Genomic DNA, 15,128 nt, shown 5'->3' with positions numbered 1-15,128 from the left:
CGGCAGAAGGGAGCGGCTTGTCTGGCCGCTTCGTCACTAATTCAGGGCAGCGTATAACCGATCACATAGTCGCCCGGTTTCGTTCCGACCGAGCCGTGCCCTCCAGCCACCATGACGACATATTGCTTGTTGTCGCTGGCGGTATAAGTCATCGGCGTTGCCTGACCGCCCGCCGGCAGGCGTGTCTGCCAAAGCTGCCTGCCTGTGGTGACATCATAGGCCCTGAGATAATCGTCCACGGCTGCCCCCAGGAACGCCACTCCGCCCTTGGTCACGATCGGGCCGCCAATGCCGGGAACGCCGACCTTGAAGGGAAGGGGCAGGGGCGTCATATCGTGGACGGTACCGTTCTTGTGCTTGTAGGCGATCTTGCCGGTCTTCAGATCGACACCGGCGACATATCCCCAAGGCGGTGCCTGGCAGGGAATGCCGAGCGGGCTGACGAACGGACCCATGTAGACGCCATAGGGCGAGCCTTCATTTCGGTTGAGCCCCTGTTCGCTGCCCTTGTCGCCGGCTCCCTTTGGAGGAATCTCGGCGCGCGGCACCAGTCGGGAGGTAAAGGCGAGATAGGTCGGCATGCCGAACATGATCTGCCGCTCAGGGTCGACGGCGACGCTGCCCCAGTTGAAAGTGCCGAAATTGCCTGGAAAGATGATGGAGCCGCGCAGCGATGGTGGCGTGTAGCGGCCTTCATATTGATGCTGGTGGAAAGAGATACGGCAGGCGAGCTGATCGAACAGCGAGACGCCCCACATGTCCTTTTCCTGCAAGGGCGGTGGCGAGAAGGTTAGATCGGAGATCGGCTGGGTCGGCGAGGCATGATCCTCCGGAATGGTGCCGCCCGGTGCCGGTATTTCCTTGAAGGGAATGATCGGCGCGCCGGTGCGGCGATCGAGCACGTATATGTCGCCCTGCTTGGTGGAAGCGACCAATGCGGGAACCGTGCTGCCGTCGGCCTTTGTCAGATCGACCAGCACGGGTTGGGCCGGCACATCCATATCCCAGAGATCGTGATGGACGAACTGCTGCACCCATTTGAGCTGGCCGGTATTGATGTCGAGCGCGACCACAGAGGAGGAGAAGCGTTCGACATTGGCGCTGCGGCCCATGCCAAGCTGGTCTGGCGTCTGGTTGCCAAGCGGAACGTAAACCATGCCGAGCTTTTCGTCGGCGCTGGAAACCGACCAGCTGTTCGGCGAATTGGTTGTATAGGTCTGGCCGGCGGGCAGCGGCGCTGTCTGATCCGGATTGCCCGAATCCCAGTTCCAGAGCAGCGCGCCGGTCCGGGCGTCGAACGCGCGGATGACGCCGGATTGCTCCTGGGTGGAATAATTGTCGTTCACCGCGCCGCCGATGATGATCTTGTCGGCGACGATGACGGGCGGCGAGGTCGAATAATAATAGCCAGCCGGATTGTATTTCATCCCGGTTTCAAGATGCAGGATGCCCTGGTCGGCAAAGCTCGGACAAACCTTGCCGTTGGCAGCATCGAGCGCGATCAGCCGGGCATCCGAGGTCGGCAGATAGACGCGATCGGCGCACGGTGCCCCGGGAGCAGCGGTTGTGTCGTGATAATAGGAGACGCCGCGGCAGGTCTGATGCTGTCGATTGGGGTTCATGCCGGCATTGGCATCGTAACGCCATTTTTCCTTGCCGTCCGTCGCACCGATGGCGATCGCCAAGCTATGGGGCGTGCAGATATAAAGCGTGTCGCCGATCTTGAGCGGCGTAACCTGATAAGTCGTCTCGCCGATGTCATCGGGGCGCTTCACATCGCCGGTCTGATACCGCCAGACCTCCTTCAGGTTCGCGACGTTCTGCGCATTGATCTGGTCGAGAGGCGAGTAACGCTGACCAAACGAGGTTCGACCATATTGATGCCACTCACCATCGGGCACATCGCCGCCCATCGGGGCATTCGCAGCCATTGTCGTCGGCAAGTCGCCGGAGAGATCGTGCGGATCGGTCGTCATCGAATAGACGGCAACGAGAATGGCGATGATCAATGGGATCGCGAGCGGCCATGGATTGGCTCCATAGTGAACACCGTCGAGGCTTCGAAAGCCCAGCGGCCGCCGGACCCACGGCGTCAATAGCCAGAGGCCGATCAGAATGATCAACCCGCCGCGCGGACCGAGCTGCCACCAGTCGAAACCGACCTCCCATATCGCCCATCCAAGCGCTGCCAGCACGAAGATCGCGTAGAGCCAGAGCGCGGCCTCTTTGCGCATATAAAGCAGGATCGCCGTTAGGAGGAAGGCGATGCCGGCCAAAAGATAGAAAGGGCTTCCGGCAAGTAGCACAAGCCAAAGGCCACCGCCGCCAAGCGCCAGACCGATGAGTGCAAGGATGATCGATGTGATGATGACGGCCATGATCTGCTCCAGTCTATCCGCTGATTGGACAGTGATTGATCGAAGGCATGCGAACCCGGCCAAGATCCCTTCGGACCTCAACGTCGAAGTTAAAGTCTAGACCGATATCAGTTGCTTCGCCGGCAACGAGAAGAACCGCGCCCTGGGCGATTTGGATCGATACATCAAGCCCCCCAATCAAATCAGAGACTGAACGTCATGATTGCAAGAATGTTCCAATCCGGCCAGCCCTTCAAGTTCGATGCCGTGGCGCCCGATTTGATTAACGGACGTAGTTAATTTTTTAACAATTTCCGGAATACTAATGGAACAGATATTGGAATCAAGGGTTTCCGTGCAGAGCCGGAGGACTAGAGATGAATATGAAGATCGTTACCGCCCAGTCGGAAGTCGAAACGAACGACACCGGAACCTATCCGGATGGCATGATGGAGCGTATTCTGGTCGAGTTTTCGGCAAGCTCCGAGCGGCAGCATCGCAAATCCCACGAGCGTGACTACGGCACGCACAAGGTGCTCCGACCCATACCAGCCGGACTTGCCTGAACGGCCCGAAACTTACTGCCTTCGTCAGATGTACAGCGGCGCCATTCGCCGCCATGCACCTGCCTGATGGGCGCGCCCATCCCACACATGCAGCCGATGATCGATCCGCTTGTCGGCGAGCAGTCGGCTCAGATGGCGATTATTGTCGAAGAAGGGATCGGCGTCTCCGATCGTCATGACGATATCGATCTGACGCAGCCTCTCCAAATGCCACTCGCAGACAAGTCCCGGCAGAAAATGCGTCGGGGTGTGAAAATAGACCTCGTCGTCGTAATAGCCGTCGAACAGATCCGTGAAGGATTCGACCTTCGTCGTCAGGTCGTAGCGGCCGGAAAAGACGACCAGCTTGCGGAAGAGGTGAGGGTGGCGGAAAACCAGGCTCGCCGCCTGGAAGGCGCCGAGGCTGCAGCCGTGGACGATTGTGCATTCATGCCCGTTCTTTTGCGCCATCAGAGGCAGGACTTCGTTGAGGATATATTCCTCGAAAGCGTTGTGTCTGCGAATGCGCTCGGATGGGTGGCAATGAAAGGCGTAAAAGGTTTCTGCCGCCAGACCTTCGATACAATAGAGCTGAAGCTGCCCGGCATCCAGCTTATCTGCGAGAGACGACACGATGCCAATCTGCTCATATTCCCAGAAGCGACCGTCGCGGGTGGGAAATACCAGTACCTTGGCGCCGGCATAGCCGAACACCAGCAATTCCATGTCTCGATGCAGCCGAGGACTGTACCAGCATAGATATTCGCGGTTCATAGCACCTTGAAGAATTGCCCGACCTTGTCTCGCAGAATCGCGTTCTGCTGCTCGCTGCCAGCATAATCGAAGTGACCGGCATCCAGAATGAAGATTTCGTTAAATTTCTGCAGCGCATTTGCGACAGCGAACTGGCAGGGTGGTGCGACGGCGGGATCAAAAAGCGCGGGTGCGACGAGCATCGGCACAGTAATGCGCTGCGCGGCGATCGCAGCATCAAAGAACCGCAGTGTTTCGAGAACGCTGCCGCGCTTTTCCTGATAAGCCTGCACCGATTGGGCGCTGCCGACGGTTGGCAGTGTCAGCCAAAGCTGCCGGTGGCCAAAAGTCGGGACGATGAGATGACCGCGCCTGATCCGCGCATCGAAAGGAATTGCCAAGGCGCCGATGCCGCCGCCGAAACTGATGCCGCTATAGCCGATATGGCCAGCAAGCCACGGATAGAGGGTCTCCAATGTCGAGACGGCAAGCCAGATGTCTTCCACACAGCCGCCGATGACATAGGTATCGCGGCTTTCGATACCGCAAAGGACATGGCCCGATGCGTCCGAAGGGATTTTGGGGCTGGCGCTGAGGGAAAGCCCGCGGCAACAGGGAAAAAGGATAGCCGTCTCTTCTACCGGCCAATCGAATTCCGGTTGGTCTCTTCCGCCATATCCGTGTCCGACAACGAGGCCGCGCCGCACCTGTCCGCTGCGGGGGATAAGCAGCCAGCCATTGATCTGAAACGACCCTGTCGACATGTAGCTGATATCGAAGACGTGCCAGTTGTCGTGAGGCTGCTTGCTGTGGCGAAGCTTGGGTTGCGGATCGATGGCCAGGGCTGTTTTGTAGCGCTGCTGCCAGAAGTCGTCGAAGCCCGCCGGAGCTTCCGGTGTCTCTATCGCCTGCAACTGCCCAAGCTGCATGCCATAGGTCGGATCGAAATCGAAGGGGTGGGATGTCGGTATGCTCATGGCAAGTTTTTCGCGTGAAAGCACGCCTAAGGCAAGAAGCAAGATTACCGATCCGCGGGGCTCTTGTCGCGGCTTACTGCCTGTTCATTCATGAATTTCTTGTTTGGGGCGATCGATGCGATAGAGTACGTGCGGCCGCAGAATATTGCCTGGCGGCACGGTGATATCATCGAAATCGCCACCGTCGACGTGGATCATGCCGATCTTCTCCATCGCCCGGCGGGAAGGAGTGTTGATCGCTGAGGTATAACCGATCACGCAATCAACCCGCAGCTCCTGCCACGCGAAATACAGGCAACGTCGGCTGATTTCCGTCGCATAGCCCTGCTGCCAATAGGCACGCCCCAGAATCCAACCGATTTCCAATGGAAAATCACCCGGAACTTCCGGCCCTGGTCGTGAAAGGCCCGCGCCGCCAATCAGCGCGCCATCAGCTTTCCGCTCCACGGCCAGGAAGCCGAAGCCTTCCTTGGCGAACTGCTCGTTGGCTTCATCGATCAGTTCGTTCGTCTCGCCCGCCGTGAGCAGCCTCGGATAGTAATATTTGCGAACCTGCGCATCTGCATTTACGGCGGCAAACGGAACACGGTCGCTATCCTGCCAAGGCCTGAGAACGAGCCGGGAGGTTTCGAGAATAGGCATCCTACTCCTTGGGGCAAACGGGTTGATCTCGATGGCACGCAATCTCTGGCGGGGCGGCAGGCCATGCCGGATCTCCCTCCATGAATTCGCCAAGAAAGTCCACGGTTACCGGCCGATATTAGCCTCTGTGATTTCTGCCGCACAGCAGAAAAGATGAGGCGCATAGACTTGGTTTGTTGCGAACCGCCGTCGCCTCTTTGCCTTCATTGAGGTATGATAAAGGCATGATCAGATCCTAACGATACCCTGCGGGAATTTCGATTGCAGGCTCCGCAATTGCAGGGCAAAGTTAAATCGCACAAGGTGCCTACAACGTTCAGGATTGTGGGACCGCGGTGGATCAGGTTTTCTATCCGCGACGAAGGGCATTCCTATCCGTCAGGCCACGCGAGAATCGCTGTATCGTGACCGTGATCGTTCCACATGGCGAACAACGGCCGGAAAAGGTCGCCGTTCGCGTTGACTATACCAATGCCGACAACAGCCAGGAAATGGCCAATAACTGCAGGCGTTGAAAGGGACCGCGTAAAATGGGCAACGTCATCCAGTTTCGACCCGCAACGAAATACGGCAAGCGCTTTAACGCTCAGGCGCGCATGGAAAGGGAGTTGCAGCTTCCCTTAACGACGGATCAATCCGCCCCCAAAGTCATTCATGCAAGTCCGTCGGATACATCGAACGACGCCAAGCCAAAAATAGGGCTTCCAATCAACGGTATCGTCATCGCAGTCGGCGCCATTCTTGTCTATGCGCTTGTTATATTCCATGTCGTCGGCCGGCCGCATTATTCTGCTCGCGCCAACTTGGTGCCGTCGTTTTTCCTTCAAAATTAGATTTGCCCCGGCGAGACCCGCGCGTCGAAACAGGCAGCGGTCAGACGCGCCGTCCAGTCAGCCAGAGCATTACGCGGCAGCATGAAATTCGAAGTCAGTAGGTGAGCGTCACAACGACCGTATCCACGTAAGTGCCTGGAGAGGGCGTCGTCTGTGGCGGGACGCGGCCATAGACCGTCAAAAGCTGCGCCGTGCCCGTTCCCGTTCCAGCAACCGTGCTGCCCGGTGTGTTGACATCGCCCCAGGGCTGCGACCGGTTGATATCCTTGTAGAGACCGTAGGTCACCGTCTCCGACCCCTTCGTCATCTTTCGCGCAGTCGGTGCTGCGTTCGTTGTGCCGCCATTCAACGAGATCGTGTAGGTCGTACCCGGCGTACAGGTTGCCGTCACCGATCCGGCGGCATCGGTATTCGCACTCAGAACACCCTGCGTTCCGAAATTGATGTTTTGGACGCTCACCAGGCAATTGGCCGCAACGCTCGCGTTGACGGTAAACGGCGCGGTTCCTGTCGTTCCGGTGGGTGCATTGCAGTTCGTTGCGCTGCTGTAGCTGTAATAGAATGAGGTGCCGGATGCGAAGCTGGACGTGTACGACCCCGGCAGCGCCGTCGACGGCGTTCCAAGCGCCGTGCCATAGACCGTCAGGCTACCGGTTGCGCCCACCAGCGAACCATTCAATAGGGACATTGTCAGCGCATAGACCGGTGCCCGCGATGGATAGGGCCAGCTGCTCGATCCCCACACCACACTCCGGCCATTATCGGAATAAAGCTGATAGTTCAAAGAACTGGCACCGTTCAGCATCTGACGTGCCGCAGCCGAAGATGCGCCACCGCTGCCGGCGCCGATATCCGGGCAAATGAGAAGCCGCTTGCCCAGGTCCAGGAGTCCTCCGGAACAACTTACACTTATAGTCGATGTCGAACTGACGGGAGTAGCGGACAAGATATCGACCGCGCCGAAGTTCATATTGGTGGCACTGAAGCTGCAGCTTTGCGCCAGGCATAGCGAAGGCAGCAGCAATACAAGCAAGGCAATGATCGAACGCAGCATCCTTTCACCTCTCTTCAGAAGCATCTGACGTCGTCGATGACAACCTGCTCACCCCGCTGCGGCCTGTAGGCGAATTCGGCATGGCATTTCGTTCCATCCTCCAGCGAGACATCGATCGCATTCCTCGCATGCAACCCGCGAATATAAGTCTGACCGTCATAGCCGATGACGAAATCCTCGCTCGATCCTTGTAAGGTGCCGCCGAGCCCAGCACGCAATGGCATCCCGTTCTTGTCCTTGATCGTAACCAGGGCTGCTTGCGGTGCTTCGGACACGCCGAACTTGACGACCACGCCGCTGCGGTCTGCCGGCACGACGATTTCCTTCGTCGCGGGCACGTCGGCATCGACGGGCAGGTTCTTGGGATCGATGGAGACGGTGTTCGGTTCATAGGAGTTGAGATTGGGCACCAGAATGCGGCCTCTCGAATTGGTCTTGCCGGCCGGCCGGTTCTGCTGCTGAACCTCGACATCGGGAGCGCCGACATCGACGACGGCAAATGCATCGTCGATGCGATTGGTGGCAAAGACGCCGCCGCCTGCGACGGCAATGGCACCATCGAGCCGAGCGGTGGCGCTGGTCTGATGATCCTGCTGCCGGAGGCCAGCTTCGACCTGGGCAAAGGGCGCCCGATAGCTGACTGCCGCCTCGCGATTGGTGTCTTCGCCTTCGGAGGTGCGCAGCCGCCAGCCGAAACTGCCATCCTCCTGCTGCATCGACTTGGAAACGTCGGCGACGACGCCGACGCCGTTAGGCCCGCCCTGTACGCCGGTATTGGCCGTGATATTGCCACCGAAGGGAATGGAAAGGCCGGCAAAGAACCCGAAATTGCTTCGGTTGTCGAGGTCGGTGAAGGCGCTCGCATAGACTGTCGCATGCTTGAACGTCTGACTGTAGGAAAGACCCGCGATCTTGCTCCTGGTGCCGTCCGCGCTTTCGAGGTTCGTGTAAGACAGGTTGAGACTGGAAAGATCGAGCGGCGTTGGTACGCTGAGCGTAACCTGATCGATGGCGCGCGGCACACCGGCGCTGAGAATGCTTACATCTCCGGCAATGCTGGTTGTGGGCCGCGCGGAAACCGAGGCTATGTCGTCATAATCGCCAAAGGTCCGTTGCACCCGGGCATAGAGGGCCCATCTGTCATAGCTGAGCTCGAATGCGGCGTTCATCAGCGCGCCGGAACGCGACCCGCTTTTGCTTGCTGCGCCCGCTATGGAAGCGACGCCGAATGAGCCGACCGGAAAAGCGGTCCCAGCGCCGCCATTCAAAAGATCGGCGCCGCCCTCGAAGTGGCCTTCCAGTGTCAGCCAATCGGTCAGGCCGTACCTAGCGGTGGCGGCGCCCATGATACGACCGTCATAGTCACTGGAATCGGTTCCGAAATTCAGACGCGGAGTGCCGAGTTCGGCGGAAAAGTCCAAAAGGCCCTGACGCAGAAGCCAATTGGAGGAATAGAACGGCAAGGTCTGCGTGGTTTCGCGCCCGAGGCTGTCGCGCAGCACGACGGTCGCTTGCCCACTTCCGGAAAAGACAGGAAGGTTGGTCACCTGGAAAGGCCCGGCGGGCACGTCGCTGGAATAGGTGCGCACGTTCTGTGTATAGATATCGAGCGTCGAAGGAACGGCGGCCGTGCTGGCAAATGAGGGCAGCGGTTCAGTCACCAGGTCCGAGCGCAGCGCAAAATTGCGCTGAAACTGAATACCGCCGAAATAGACTGGCCGAGTCCATGACAGGCCGCCGGTGGTCAGGTCGCCGGCGCGATAGGTAACAAGGTTCTTCGGATCGGAGTAGCTCCAGGTCGTGTTGAGGCGGGTTATGCCGTCAAGACTGCCTTCGGAATATCCGGCGAGGAAGGACTGGCTGAGCGTGCCGTAGGGGCTGAAGATACGTGCATCGAAAGATCCGGATATTCCCTGGAACATGTTCGAATTGCCTTGAAAGAGACCGTTGGAACTTGCGTAGAGGGAATAGTTGAGGACGGCGCCGTAGCCGGACTGGGGTGCAGGGACTGCATTGTCCTGCTGCTGCCTGACATTGATGACGCGAGCTGCGCGCCCTTCGTCGGTCGTCTGTACGTAAAGACGCTGCGTCTCTATGTCGACCTGATATGACAGGCCGGGCAAGGTGCTGAGTTCGATCAGCTTATCGTCAGCGCCGGCTGGTGGCTTGATGCCCACCTCGCGCAACTCTTGCGCGGTTGCAGCGAGCGAGCCATTCGGACGCTGTTTGAAATTGCCGATCATCTTCATCGACGCGTTGTTGATGAATACTTCGAGGTAGACGTCCATCGCGGCGGCCGGTTGCTCTGCCGTGGTCGCATTCCCCGGCAGATCGGGCACTTCCTGAGCACGCAGTACCGGCACTGAGAAAAGCATGCATATTAAAACGGCGCCGGCACTACCGTTGATTGACGGCGACTGTGGCATCGAACGGCCCAAGATCACTCTGGCCATGGAGTGTCACGACGCCACCCGAGAGGGGTTTTGCGGTTCCGACAGGCCACTGCATCGTCGCGCCGGCAAGTACGTATCCGACCAGGCCGTTGCGGCTGCCGACCTTCGCTGCACCCTGCGCGAGGGTCACGTTCGACAGACGGAAGCGGCTGCCGCCATTGTTCTTGCCGGTCAGAGAGAGGCTGTTGCCCTGTCGTTTGAGGCTCCAGACGATATCCGCGGGCTTTACGTCCGGCCGCTTGAAGAAGACTGGAATGGACTGGCGCATGATGAGCGTGACCGTGCCGGCGCGCGCACGGGCAGGGTCGGGGAGTTCATCAACGATGACACGATAGGTCTCCTCCGCCTTGACGGGCGCCTTGCTCGTACGAACCACTCTGACCACATACTGTGCGTTCGGATTCATCCGCGTCGCGGGAGGACTGGCAACGACATCCCTGGTCGGCTCCAAGGTCTCTATCCCGCCCGCCTGGCTCCACTTGAAGACACGTATCTGGACGTTGATTGGATGGTCTCCGTCATTAGCCAGATTCAAGACGGTGGCAGCAGCCGGCGCTACAAGCTCCAGACTTGTGGGCGCTACCCGCAGCGAGGCTGCGTTTATTTCGTAAGCACTGAACAGCAAAAGCATAGTCGCGGCAATGCATGGCAACATACGTTGCATGACGGCCTCCCGGATTTGTGATTTTTCAGTAGGTGACGGTAACCGCTACGGTATCTGTGTAGACGCCCGCAGCCGGTGTGGTTTGCGGAGGTACTCGGCCATAGACATTTATGTTCTGGACCGCGCCGTTTCCTGTCCCCGAGACGGTGTCAGTCCCTATGGTCGTGCCCCAGGTCTGCGTTCGATTGGAGTCGGTATAGATCGCATAATTGATCGTCGCACTTGCTGGTCCTGTCATGACCCGGACGGCCGTTGTCGCGCCAGCTCCAGCGCCGGCGCTCAGGCCGACATTATAGGTCTGCCCGGATGTGCATTGCACACCGATGGTGGTTGCTTGATCGATATTGCTGGTGATGACGCCGTTGGTGCCGAAGTTGAGATTATTGGCACTCTGGATCGTGCATTGCGCCTGGATAGTAATGGTAACCGTCATGTTGGCGCTTGTGGTGGCGGCCATTGCGGATGGCGCTGCTACGGTCATTGCGATACCGATAAGACTGGCGCCGCGGAGCATTCTCAGCATTCACATTCCCCTTCGCATAAGCCCCAAAAATATCAGAATATAATAAAATAAGCACATATATGATTCGCTGGCAATGCAGGTCGGAACCGCGGCGGCGGCGGCGATAGTCTCGACAGAATACCTCCAAAGTAGAATTTCAATTTATTTAGTGAATACTTATGGATGAGTGGGGCTTTTGAGAAACATGGTTAATATTGTCTTTCAGTGGCAACGCTCCGATCTGATCGACCGTGTTAGCCACGACCCGATGTGCGAACGCATTCATCAACATTTCTTTACGAAAAGCCTGCAATTGGCCACGTTTCGGTAAAAGCCGCGCCACAGTTTTCATGAGAATGGCTATTCGAGATTTTCCCAAAGGAGCGGTCGATGGATATGCAGCCCGTGAAATGGTGGAATGGTCAAAGCGAAACGACTCGCAGGCTGGGTTGCGGGCTCGCGGTTTGCGGCACTGTTGTCGGCGCCCTCTATCTGATCGTCCAAACCGGCCCTGCCGACCGCTCGATCCGGCTCATCGACGAGGGCGGCCGCATCGCGATCAATGGCATGGCATCCGCACACCAATTCGCGATGAACAGATTACAGTTGGCAGTCGACGCAAGCCCTACAAGATCACTGATGTCGGCGCCAGTTCCGCAGCCTTCGCCACTTGCAGCCATGATCAAGAGCAGCGCGCCTGCAAAGCGTGTTGTTCGCACCGATGCGAGGAATACGAAGGTCGCGTCATCCGCGGATGTAGAGCATTTTGGCCGCTGCCTGCCGCAATGTGAAACGCGGGATCCGCTGATAACAAGCAATCCGGACTATGCAGAGGCTGCTCTGCCTGTTGCAGACGATGCTCCGTCTCCCGTGATGGAAGAAAGAGCCGGATTTCATCCCCTTGCAGACGCACGAAACCTTTTGAGCAAAGCGGTGGATGCGCCAGGCATGATGCTGCGCCGCAGCCGGCAGGTGATCGACAATGTGGCCCGCGCGGATTGGTAGGCTGGACAGGCGTCCGCGCCCATTGGCGATATAGCAGCCAGGGCGCGGACCTTAGAACCGAAGCGAAAGAGGGACATCAAGCCCCCTTGACGCCGGCTACCTACAGGCCACCGGCGCTGGCTGTGCTGCGCAGCAGCCGGCAAAGGCTGACAAGGCCTGCATCGAAATTGCCGGATGCCGTCACCTGACGACAGGCAATCAGCATACGTTTCTGCTCGGCACTCGACATGGTACGGAAGGCGGCGAGTGTGCGGGTGCTCGATCCTGTACCGGAACGTCCCGACCCAAGTCCTGTACCGCCCGTACCGCCCAGGCCGCCGATTGTCGTGCTAATGCCGCCCGAGCCCTTGCCTCCGGACCCGCTGCCGCCGGAACCTGTGCCTCCAGATCCGCCGCCACTGCTTCCGCCAGAGCCGCCAATGCCGACACCAACGCCGACACCCGCTCCGGATCCTCCGAGGGAAACGCCCCCACCGGCATTAATGCCGCCCGAGCCGCCAACCGAAGCGCCAAGGCCAGCATTGACCCCGGAACCGTTAACCGACGCTCCCAAGCCGGCATTGACGCCATTTGAGCCGCCAACAGAGGCGCCAGCACCGGCATTAATGCCGCTCGTTCCGGATACGGAAGCACCCGCTCCGGCATTGATGCCATTGGAGCCACCAACGGAAGCCCCGACACCTGCGTTAACGCCACTTGTTCCGGATACCGAAGTACCCGCGCCGGCGTTGACGCCGTTCTTTCCGCCTATGGAAGCGCCGAGGCCGGCACCAAGCCCATTCGAACCCAGCCCGGCACCCAAGCCGGCATTGATGCCTCCGACCGATACGCCGACGCCAGCGCCCAGTCCGCCGCTTCCGGACTGGCTGCCGCCGTGATCCGTCCCGCCACCGGGTTCCGCATAGCTCGTCGAGGCCAATAAAAGAAGTGCGGACGCAGCAATTGCCATCCGTGAAGATTGTATTCTCATGACTAAACTCCGTTTCAGCTTAGACTTTGTGACAGTCTGTTTCTGATTGCCGGAGCGCGCGCACCGTAGAGTTGGAATGAAGGGGCTTACCTATTCTCCTTTCCTCCCAAGACTACATTACAGAATAATCTAATTTAGTAATGCTTCAATATAAAAATTCACGGATGACTTGCATAATGACAACGAGATTAATTTCGTGCGGGAGAAAATGCGCTATTTCACGACGGAGTTGCTGATTTCCATGGAGGAAGCGAGGCCTATTCTGGCAAGGATTCAGGAACGTTCTTCCCAGACCTTCGCCAACTCCACGAGCGTCTTGACGGCCTTTTCCATGTCCTGTCGGCTCACCCATTCCAGTGGTGAATGAAAGGCATGACCGCCGGCGAAGATATTGGCGCAAGGCAGGCCCATGAAAGAGAGCCTGGAACCATCCGTCCCGCCGCGAATACTGCCTCGAACCGGCGCCATGCCGGCACGACGGATAGCCTCGACTGCGTTTTCAACGATTTCCGGATGACGATCGAGGATCACCTTCATGTTGCGGTACTGATGTCTGACGGTAAACTTATGCGAGGAGCCGGGATAGGCGGCCATGACGTCCTTGACGATCGCTTCCAGCATAGCCTCCTTGTCAGCAAGGCCGGCTTCCTCGAAATCGCGGATGATGAAGCCGAGCGAAGCCTTTTCCATCAAGCCGCTGATCCCGGTGGGATGGATAAAGCCGTCGCGTCCCTCCGTCGTTTCCGGCGCCATGTCCTTCGGCAGCCTGTCGATGATCGCGCCGGCTATCTTGATGGCGTTTTCCATTTTGCCTTTGGCGAAGCCCGGATGAATGGCGACGCCCTGGATGGCGATCTCGACGCTATCGGCAGAGAAAGTCTCGTCTTCTATATGACCCGCCGTTTCGCCATCGACCGTATAGGCGAATTGTGCTCCCAACTTCTTCAGATCGACCTTGTCGACCCCACGCCCGATCTCTTCGTCCGTCGTGAACAGCAGCTTGATGGTGCCGTGGCGGATATCGGGATTGTCGACGAGATATTGGGCGGCCGCGACAATTTCGGCGAGACCGGCCTTGTCGTCGGCGCCAAGGAGCGTCGTGCCATCCGACGTGATGATGTCGTTGCCGATCTGATCTTGCAGGGCAGGGTGTTCGTCAACCCGAATGACCTGCTGCGGATCGGCGCTAAGGCGAATATCGCCGCCGGCGTAGTTCCGCAGGATTTGCGGCTTGACGTTCGTTCCGGTGAAATCGGGCGCTGTGTCCATATGCGAGCAGAAGCAGATGGCGGGGACCGGCTTGTCGACATTCGATGGAATGGTGGCATAGACATAGCCGTGTTCGTCCAGATGGGCATCGGCAAGCCCGATCGCCAGCAATTCCTCAACCAGCATGCGCCCGAGATTCTTCTGCTTCGCAGTGGAAGGCTGCGTAACCGAAGACGGGTCCGATTGCGTATCGACGACAACATAACGAAGAAAACGATCGGTGACGGTATCGGTCATGATTCTGGCTCCGAAGAATCGCTAGGGTTTACATAGCTATAGCGCTGCGAGGGTGCATGGATAAACCGATTTCGCGCTGAAGACGCTGGTGTGCAAAGCTGGCTGTCGCCGCCACGACGGAAAAGGCCGCTCCAGCGCCAGGCAGGAGCGGCCATATCATATTGGTCAGGCCTTTAACCGAATACTCAATCGGCCGACGTCAGCGTCACCGATGTACCGGTAGCCGCAACGTTCAAGCCGAGCTGACCCGTAACGCTCACGGTCTGCAGCTGGATGGAGCCGGAGGTGCCGCCAACGAGAATATTCGTGCCGACGCCGGCACCGACAGTGGCTTCAACGGTAGCGCCCTGGTAAAGGCCGCCCAGAGAACCACGATGATAGCCGGCTGTCGGCGCGAAAACTAGCCAGACAAGCCGGCTGCGGGTCGTAAACCCGAGGTCGACACCCATCTTTCTGATCGCGCCGGTATAGTGATCAACGCGAGCGCGCCCGACCGTCGAATGGAAAGTGCAATCCATTTCCTTGGCCGAACCGAGCACATAACCAACGCCGCCGCCGATATCGCACTCGAGATAGCCGATCTTTACGCCATTGCGCTCATCGGGCTCCTCGCTATAGGTCGCCGGCATGTCGGCTGCACGTGCCGCAGCGGTGCCCGCAACGATCAACGATGCCGCTGAAAACGCCAGGGTCAGGATTTTTCTCATCTGTTTTCTCCTTGTCAGAGTATTATGGGTGACTGGCACCCTCGTGGTCGAGCCGATAGAATCAACCCTTAGTTAATGTTCGTACGCGCAGAACGATCCCAAAATTAAGGCAGCTACCGTCATGATCCACCTCACAATATAGGAAGATCTATATACCGGG

General features: G+C 58.4%; 14 protein-coding genes. 3 read left to right on the top strand and 11 right to left on the bottom strand.

The window, feature by feature from the left end:
* Positions 1–41: 41 nt before the first annotated feature.
* On the bottom strand, positions 42–2,378 hold the full coding sequence (locus FHX05_RS21615; protein ID WP_183874394.1) for a glucose/quinate/shikimate family membrane-bound PQQ-dependent dehydrogenase: 2,337 nt from the start codon (positions 2,376–2,378) through the stop codon (positions 42–44).
* A 356-nt stretch (positions 2,379–2,734) separates the two neighbouring features.
* On the opposite strand from FHX05_RS21615, the gene FHX05_RS21610 reads away from it, so the two are divergent.
* Positions 2,735–2,923 carry a hypothetical protein gene (locus FHX05_RS21610; protein ID WP_112603592.1) on the top strand — a complete coding sequence of 63 codons (189 nt, stop codon included), beginning with the start codon at positions 2,735–2,737 and terminating at the stop codon, positions 2,921–2,923.
* A gap of 24 nt (positions 2,924–2,947) precedes the next feature.
* Here FHX05_RS21610 and FHX05_RS21605 read toward each other — a convergent pair whose 3' ends face one another.
* The 3 genes from FHX05_RS21605 to FHX05_RS21595 all read right to left on the bottom strand — a co-directional run bounded on the left by FHX05_RS21605 (position 2,948) and on the right by FHX05_RS21595 (position 5,316).
* The gene (locus FHX05_RS21605; protein WP_183874392.1) at positions 2,948–3,676 is read right to left on the bottom strand and encodes an alpha/beta hydrolase-fold protein; all 729 of its coding nucleotides are present in this window, start codon (positions 3,674–3,676) and stop codon (positions 2,948–2,950) included.
* Entirely contained in the window at positions 3,673–4,632 is a 960-nt protein-coding gene (locus FHX05_RS21600; RefSeq protein WP_183874390.1) for an acetylxylan esterase, read from the bottom strand. Before FHX05_RS21600 ends, FHX05_RS21605 begins: the two co-directional genes overlap by 4 nt.
* An 84-nt stretch (positions 4,633–4,716) precedes the next feature.
* Positions 4,717–5,316, bottom strand: coding sequence for a GNAT family N-acetyltransferase (locus tag FHX05_RS21595; RefSeq protein WP_246699031.1), 600 nt, complete (start codon positions 5,314–5,316; stop codon positions 4,717–4,719).
* Positions 5,317–5,804: 488 nt separating this feature from the next.
* Here FHX05_RS21595 and FHX05_RS21590 point away from each other — a divergent pair, with 488 nt between their 5' ends.
* Positions 5,805–6,107, top strand: a complete 303-nt coding sequence (locus FHX05_RS21590; protein WP_183874388.1) for a hypothetical protein — start codon at positions 5,805–5,807, stop codon at positions 6,105–6,107.
* 94 nt (positions 6,108–6,201) lie between these two features.
* Here the strand turns inward: FHX05_RS21590 and FHX05_RS21585 are convergent, their stop codons facing one another.
* From FHX05_RS21585 to FHX05_RS21570, 4 genes are read right to left on the bottom strand one after another with little or no spacing between them, the layout of a single operon-like run.
* Complete coding sequence (locus FHX05_RS21585) at positions 6,202–7,161, bottom strand: spore coat U domain-containing protein (RefSeq protein ID WP_183874386.1); 960 nt, start codon at positions 7,159–7,161, stop codon at positions 6,202–6,204.
* Positions 7,162–7,175: 14 nt separating this feature from the next.
* A complete protein-coding gene (locus tag FHX05_RS21580) occupies positions 7,176–9,536 on the bottom strand; it encodes a fimbria/pilus outer membrane usher protein (RefSeq protein ID WP_246699030.1) in 2,361 nt (786 codons plus the stop codon).
* Positions 9,537–9,558: 22 nt separating this feature from the next.
* A complete protein-coding gene (locus FHX05_RS21575) occupies positions 9,559–10,278 on the bottom strand; it encodes a molecular chaperone (protein WP_183874385.1) in 720 nt (239 codons plus the stop codon).
* A gap of 25 nt (positions 10,279–10,303) precedes the next feature.
* Positions 10,304–10,801 carry a spore coat U domain-containing protein gene (locus tag FHX05_RS21570; RefSeq protein WP_112603580.1) on the bottom strand — a complete coding sequence of 166 codons (498 nt, stop codon included), beginning with the start codon at positions 10,799–10,801 and terminating at the stop codon, positions 10,304–10,306.
* A gap of 369 nt (positions 10,802–11,170) precedes the next feature.
* On the opposite strand from FHX05_RS21570, the gene FHX05_RS21565 reads away from it, so the two are divergent.
* The gene (locus FHX05_RS21565; protein ID WP_183874383.1) at positions 11,171–11,785 is read left to right on the top strand and encodes a hypothetical protein; all 615 of its coding nucleotides are present in this window, start codon (positions 11,171–11,173) and stop codon (positions 11,783–11,785) included.
* 100 nt (positions 11,786–11,885) lie between these two features.
* Here the strand turns inward: FHX05_RS21565 and FHX05_RS21560 are convergent, their stop codons facing one another.
* The 3 genes from FHX05_RS21560 to FHX05_RS21550 all read right to left on the bottom strand — a co-directional run bounded on the left by FHX05_RS21560 (position 11,886) and on the right by FHX05_RS21550 (position 14,968).
* A complete protein-coding gene (locus FHX05_RS21560; RefSeq protein ID WP_183874381.1) occupies positions 11,886–12,755 on the bottom strand; it encodes a hypothetical protein in 870 nt (289 codons plus the stop codon).
* Between the two features lie 273 nt (positions 12,756–13,028).
* A complete protein-coding gene (pepT, locus tag FHX05_RS21555) occupies positions 13,029–14,261 on the bottom strand; it encodes a peptidase T (protein WP_183874379.1) in 1,233 nt (410 codons plus the stop codon).
* A gap of 185 nt (positions 14,262–14,446) precedes the next feature.
* Positions 14,447–14,968 (bottom strand): DUF992 domain-containing protein, encoded by a 522-nt coding sequence (locus FHX05_RS21550; protein WP_015343059.1) that lies wholly within the window; start codon positions 14,966–14,968, stop codon positions 14,447–14,449.
* Positions 14,969–15,128: the final 160 nt, after the last annotated feature.

The sequence above is a fragment of the Rhizobium sp. BK491 genome (assembly GCF_014194925.1).
GTDB lineage: Bacteria > Pseudomonadota > Alphaproteobacteria > Rhizobiales > Rhizobiaceae > Rhizobium.
The sequence above is the reverse complement of the archived record's forward strand: the minus strand, read 5'-3'. Positions and strand labels throughout refer to the sequence as shown.

What these genes read in the sequence shown, in the direction of transcription:
- FHX05_RS21575 (WP_183874385.1), bottom strand. Translation starts at nt 10,278, where the DNA reads ATGCAACGTATGTTGCCATGCATTGCCGCGACTATGCTTTTGCTGTTC.
- FHX05_RS21580 (WP_246699030.1), bottom strand. Translation starts at nt 9,536, where the DNA reads ATGCTTTTCTCAGTGCCGGTACTGCGTGCTCAGGAAGTGCCCGATCTG.
- pepT (WP_183874379.1), bottom strand. Translation starts at nt 14,261, where the DNA reads ATGACCGATACCGTCACCGATCGTTTTCTTCGTTATGTTGTCGTCGAT.
- FHX05_RS21615 (WP_183874394.1), bottom strand. Translation starts at nt 2,378, where the DNA reads ATGGCCGTCATCATCACATCGATCATCCTTGCACTCATCGGTCTGGCG.
- FHX05_RS21585 (WP_183874386.1), bottom strand. Translation starts at nt 7,161, where the DNA reads ATGCTGCGTTCGATCATTGCCTTGCTTGTATTGCTGCTGCCTTCGCTA.
- FHX05_RS21590 (WP_183874388.1), top strand. Translation starts at nt 5,805, where the DNA reads ATGGGCAACGTCATCCAGTTTCGACCCGCAACGAAATACGGCAAGCGC.
- FHX05_RS21565 (WP_183874383.1), top strand. Translation starts at nt 11,171, where the DNA reads ATGGATATGCAGCCCGTGAAATGGTGGAATGGTCAAAGCGAAACGACT.
- FHX05_RS21570 (WP_112603580.1), bottom strand. Translation starts at nt 10,801, where the DNA reads ATGCTGAGAATGCTCCGCGGCGCCAGTCTTATCGGTATCGCAATGACC.
- FHX05_RS21605 (WP_183874392.1), bottom strand. Translation starts at nt 3,676, where the DNA reads ATGAACCGCGAATATCTATGCTGGTACAGTCCTCGGCTGCATCGAGAC.
- FHX05_RS21550 (WP_015343059.1), bottom strand. Translation starts at nt 14,968, where the DNA reads ATGAGAAAAATCCTGACCCTGGCGTTTTCAGCGGCATCGTTGATCGTT.
- FHX05_RS21560 (WP_183874381.1), bottom strand. Translation starts at nt 12,755, where the DNA reads ATGAGAATACAATCTTCACGGATGGCAATTGCTGCGTCCGCACTTCTT.
- FHX05_RS21600 (WP_183874390.1), bottom strand. Translation starts at nt 4,632, where the DNA reads ATGAGCATACCGACATCCCACCCCTTCGATTTCGATCCGACCTATGGC.
- FHX05_RS21610 (WP_112603592.1), top strand. Translation starts at nt 2,735, where the DNA reads ATGAATATGAAGATCGTTACCGCCCAGTCGGAAGTCGAAACGAACGAC.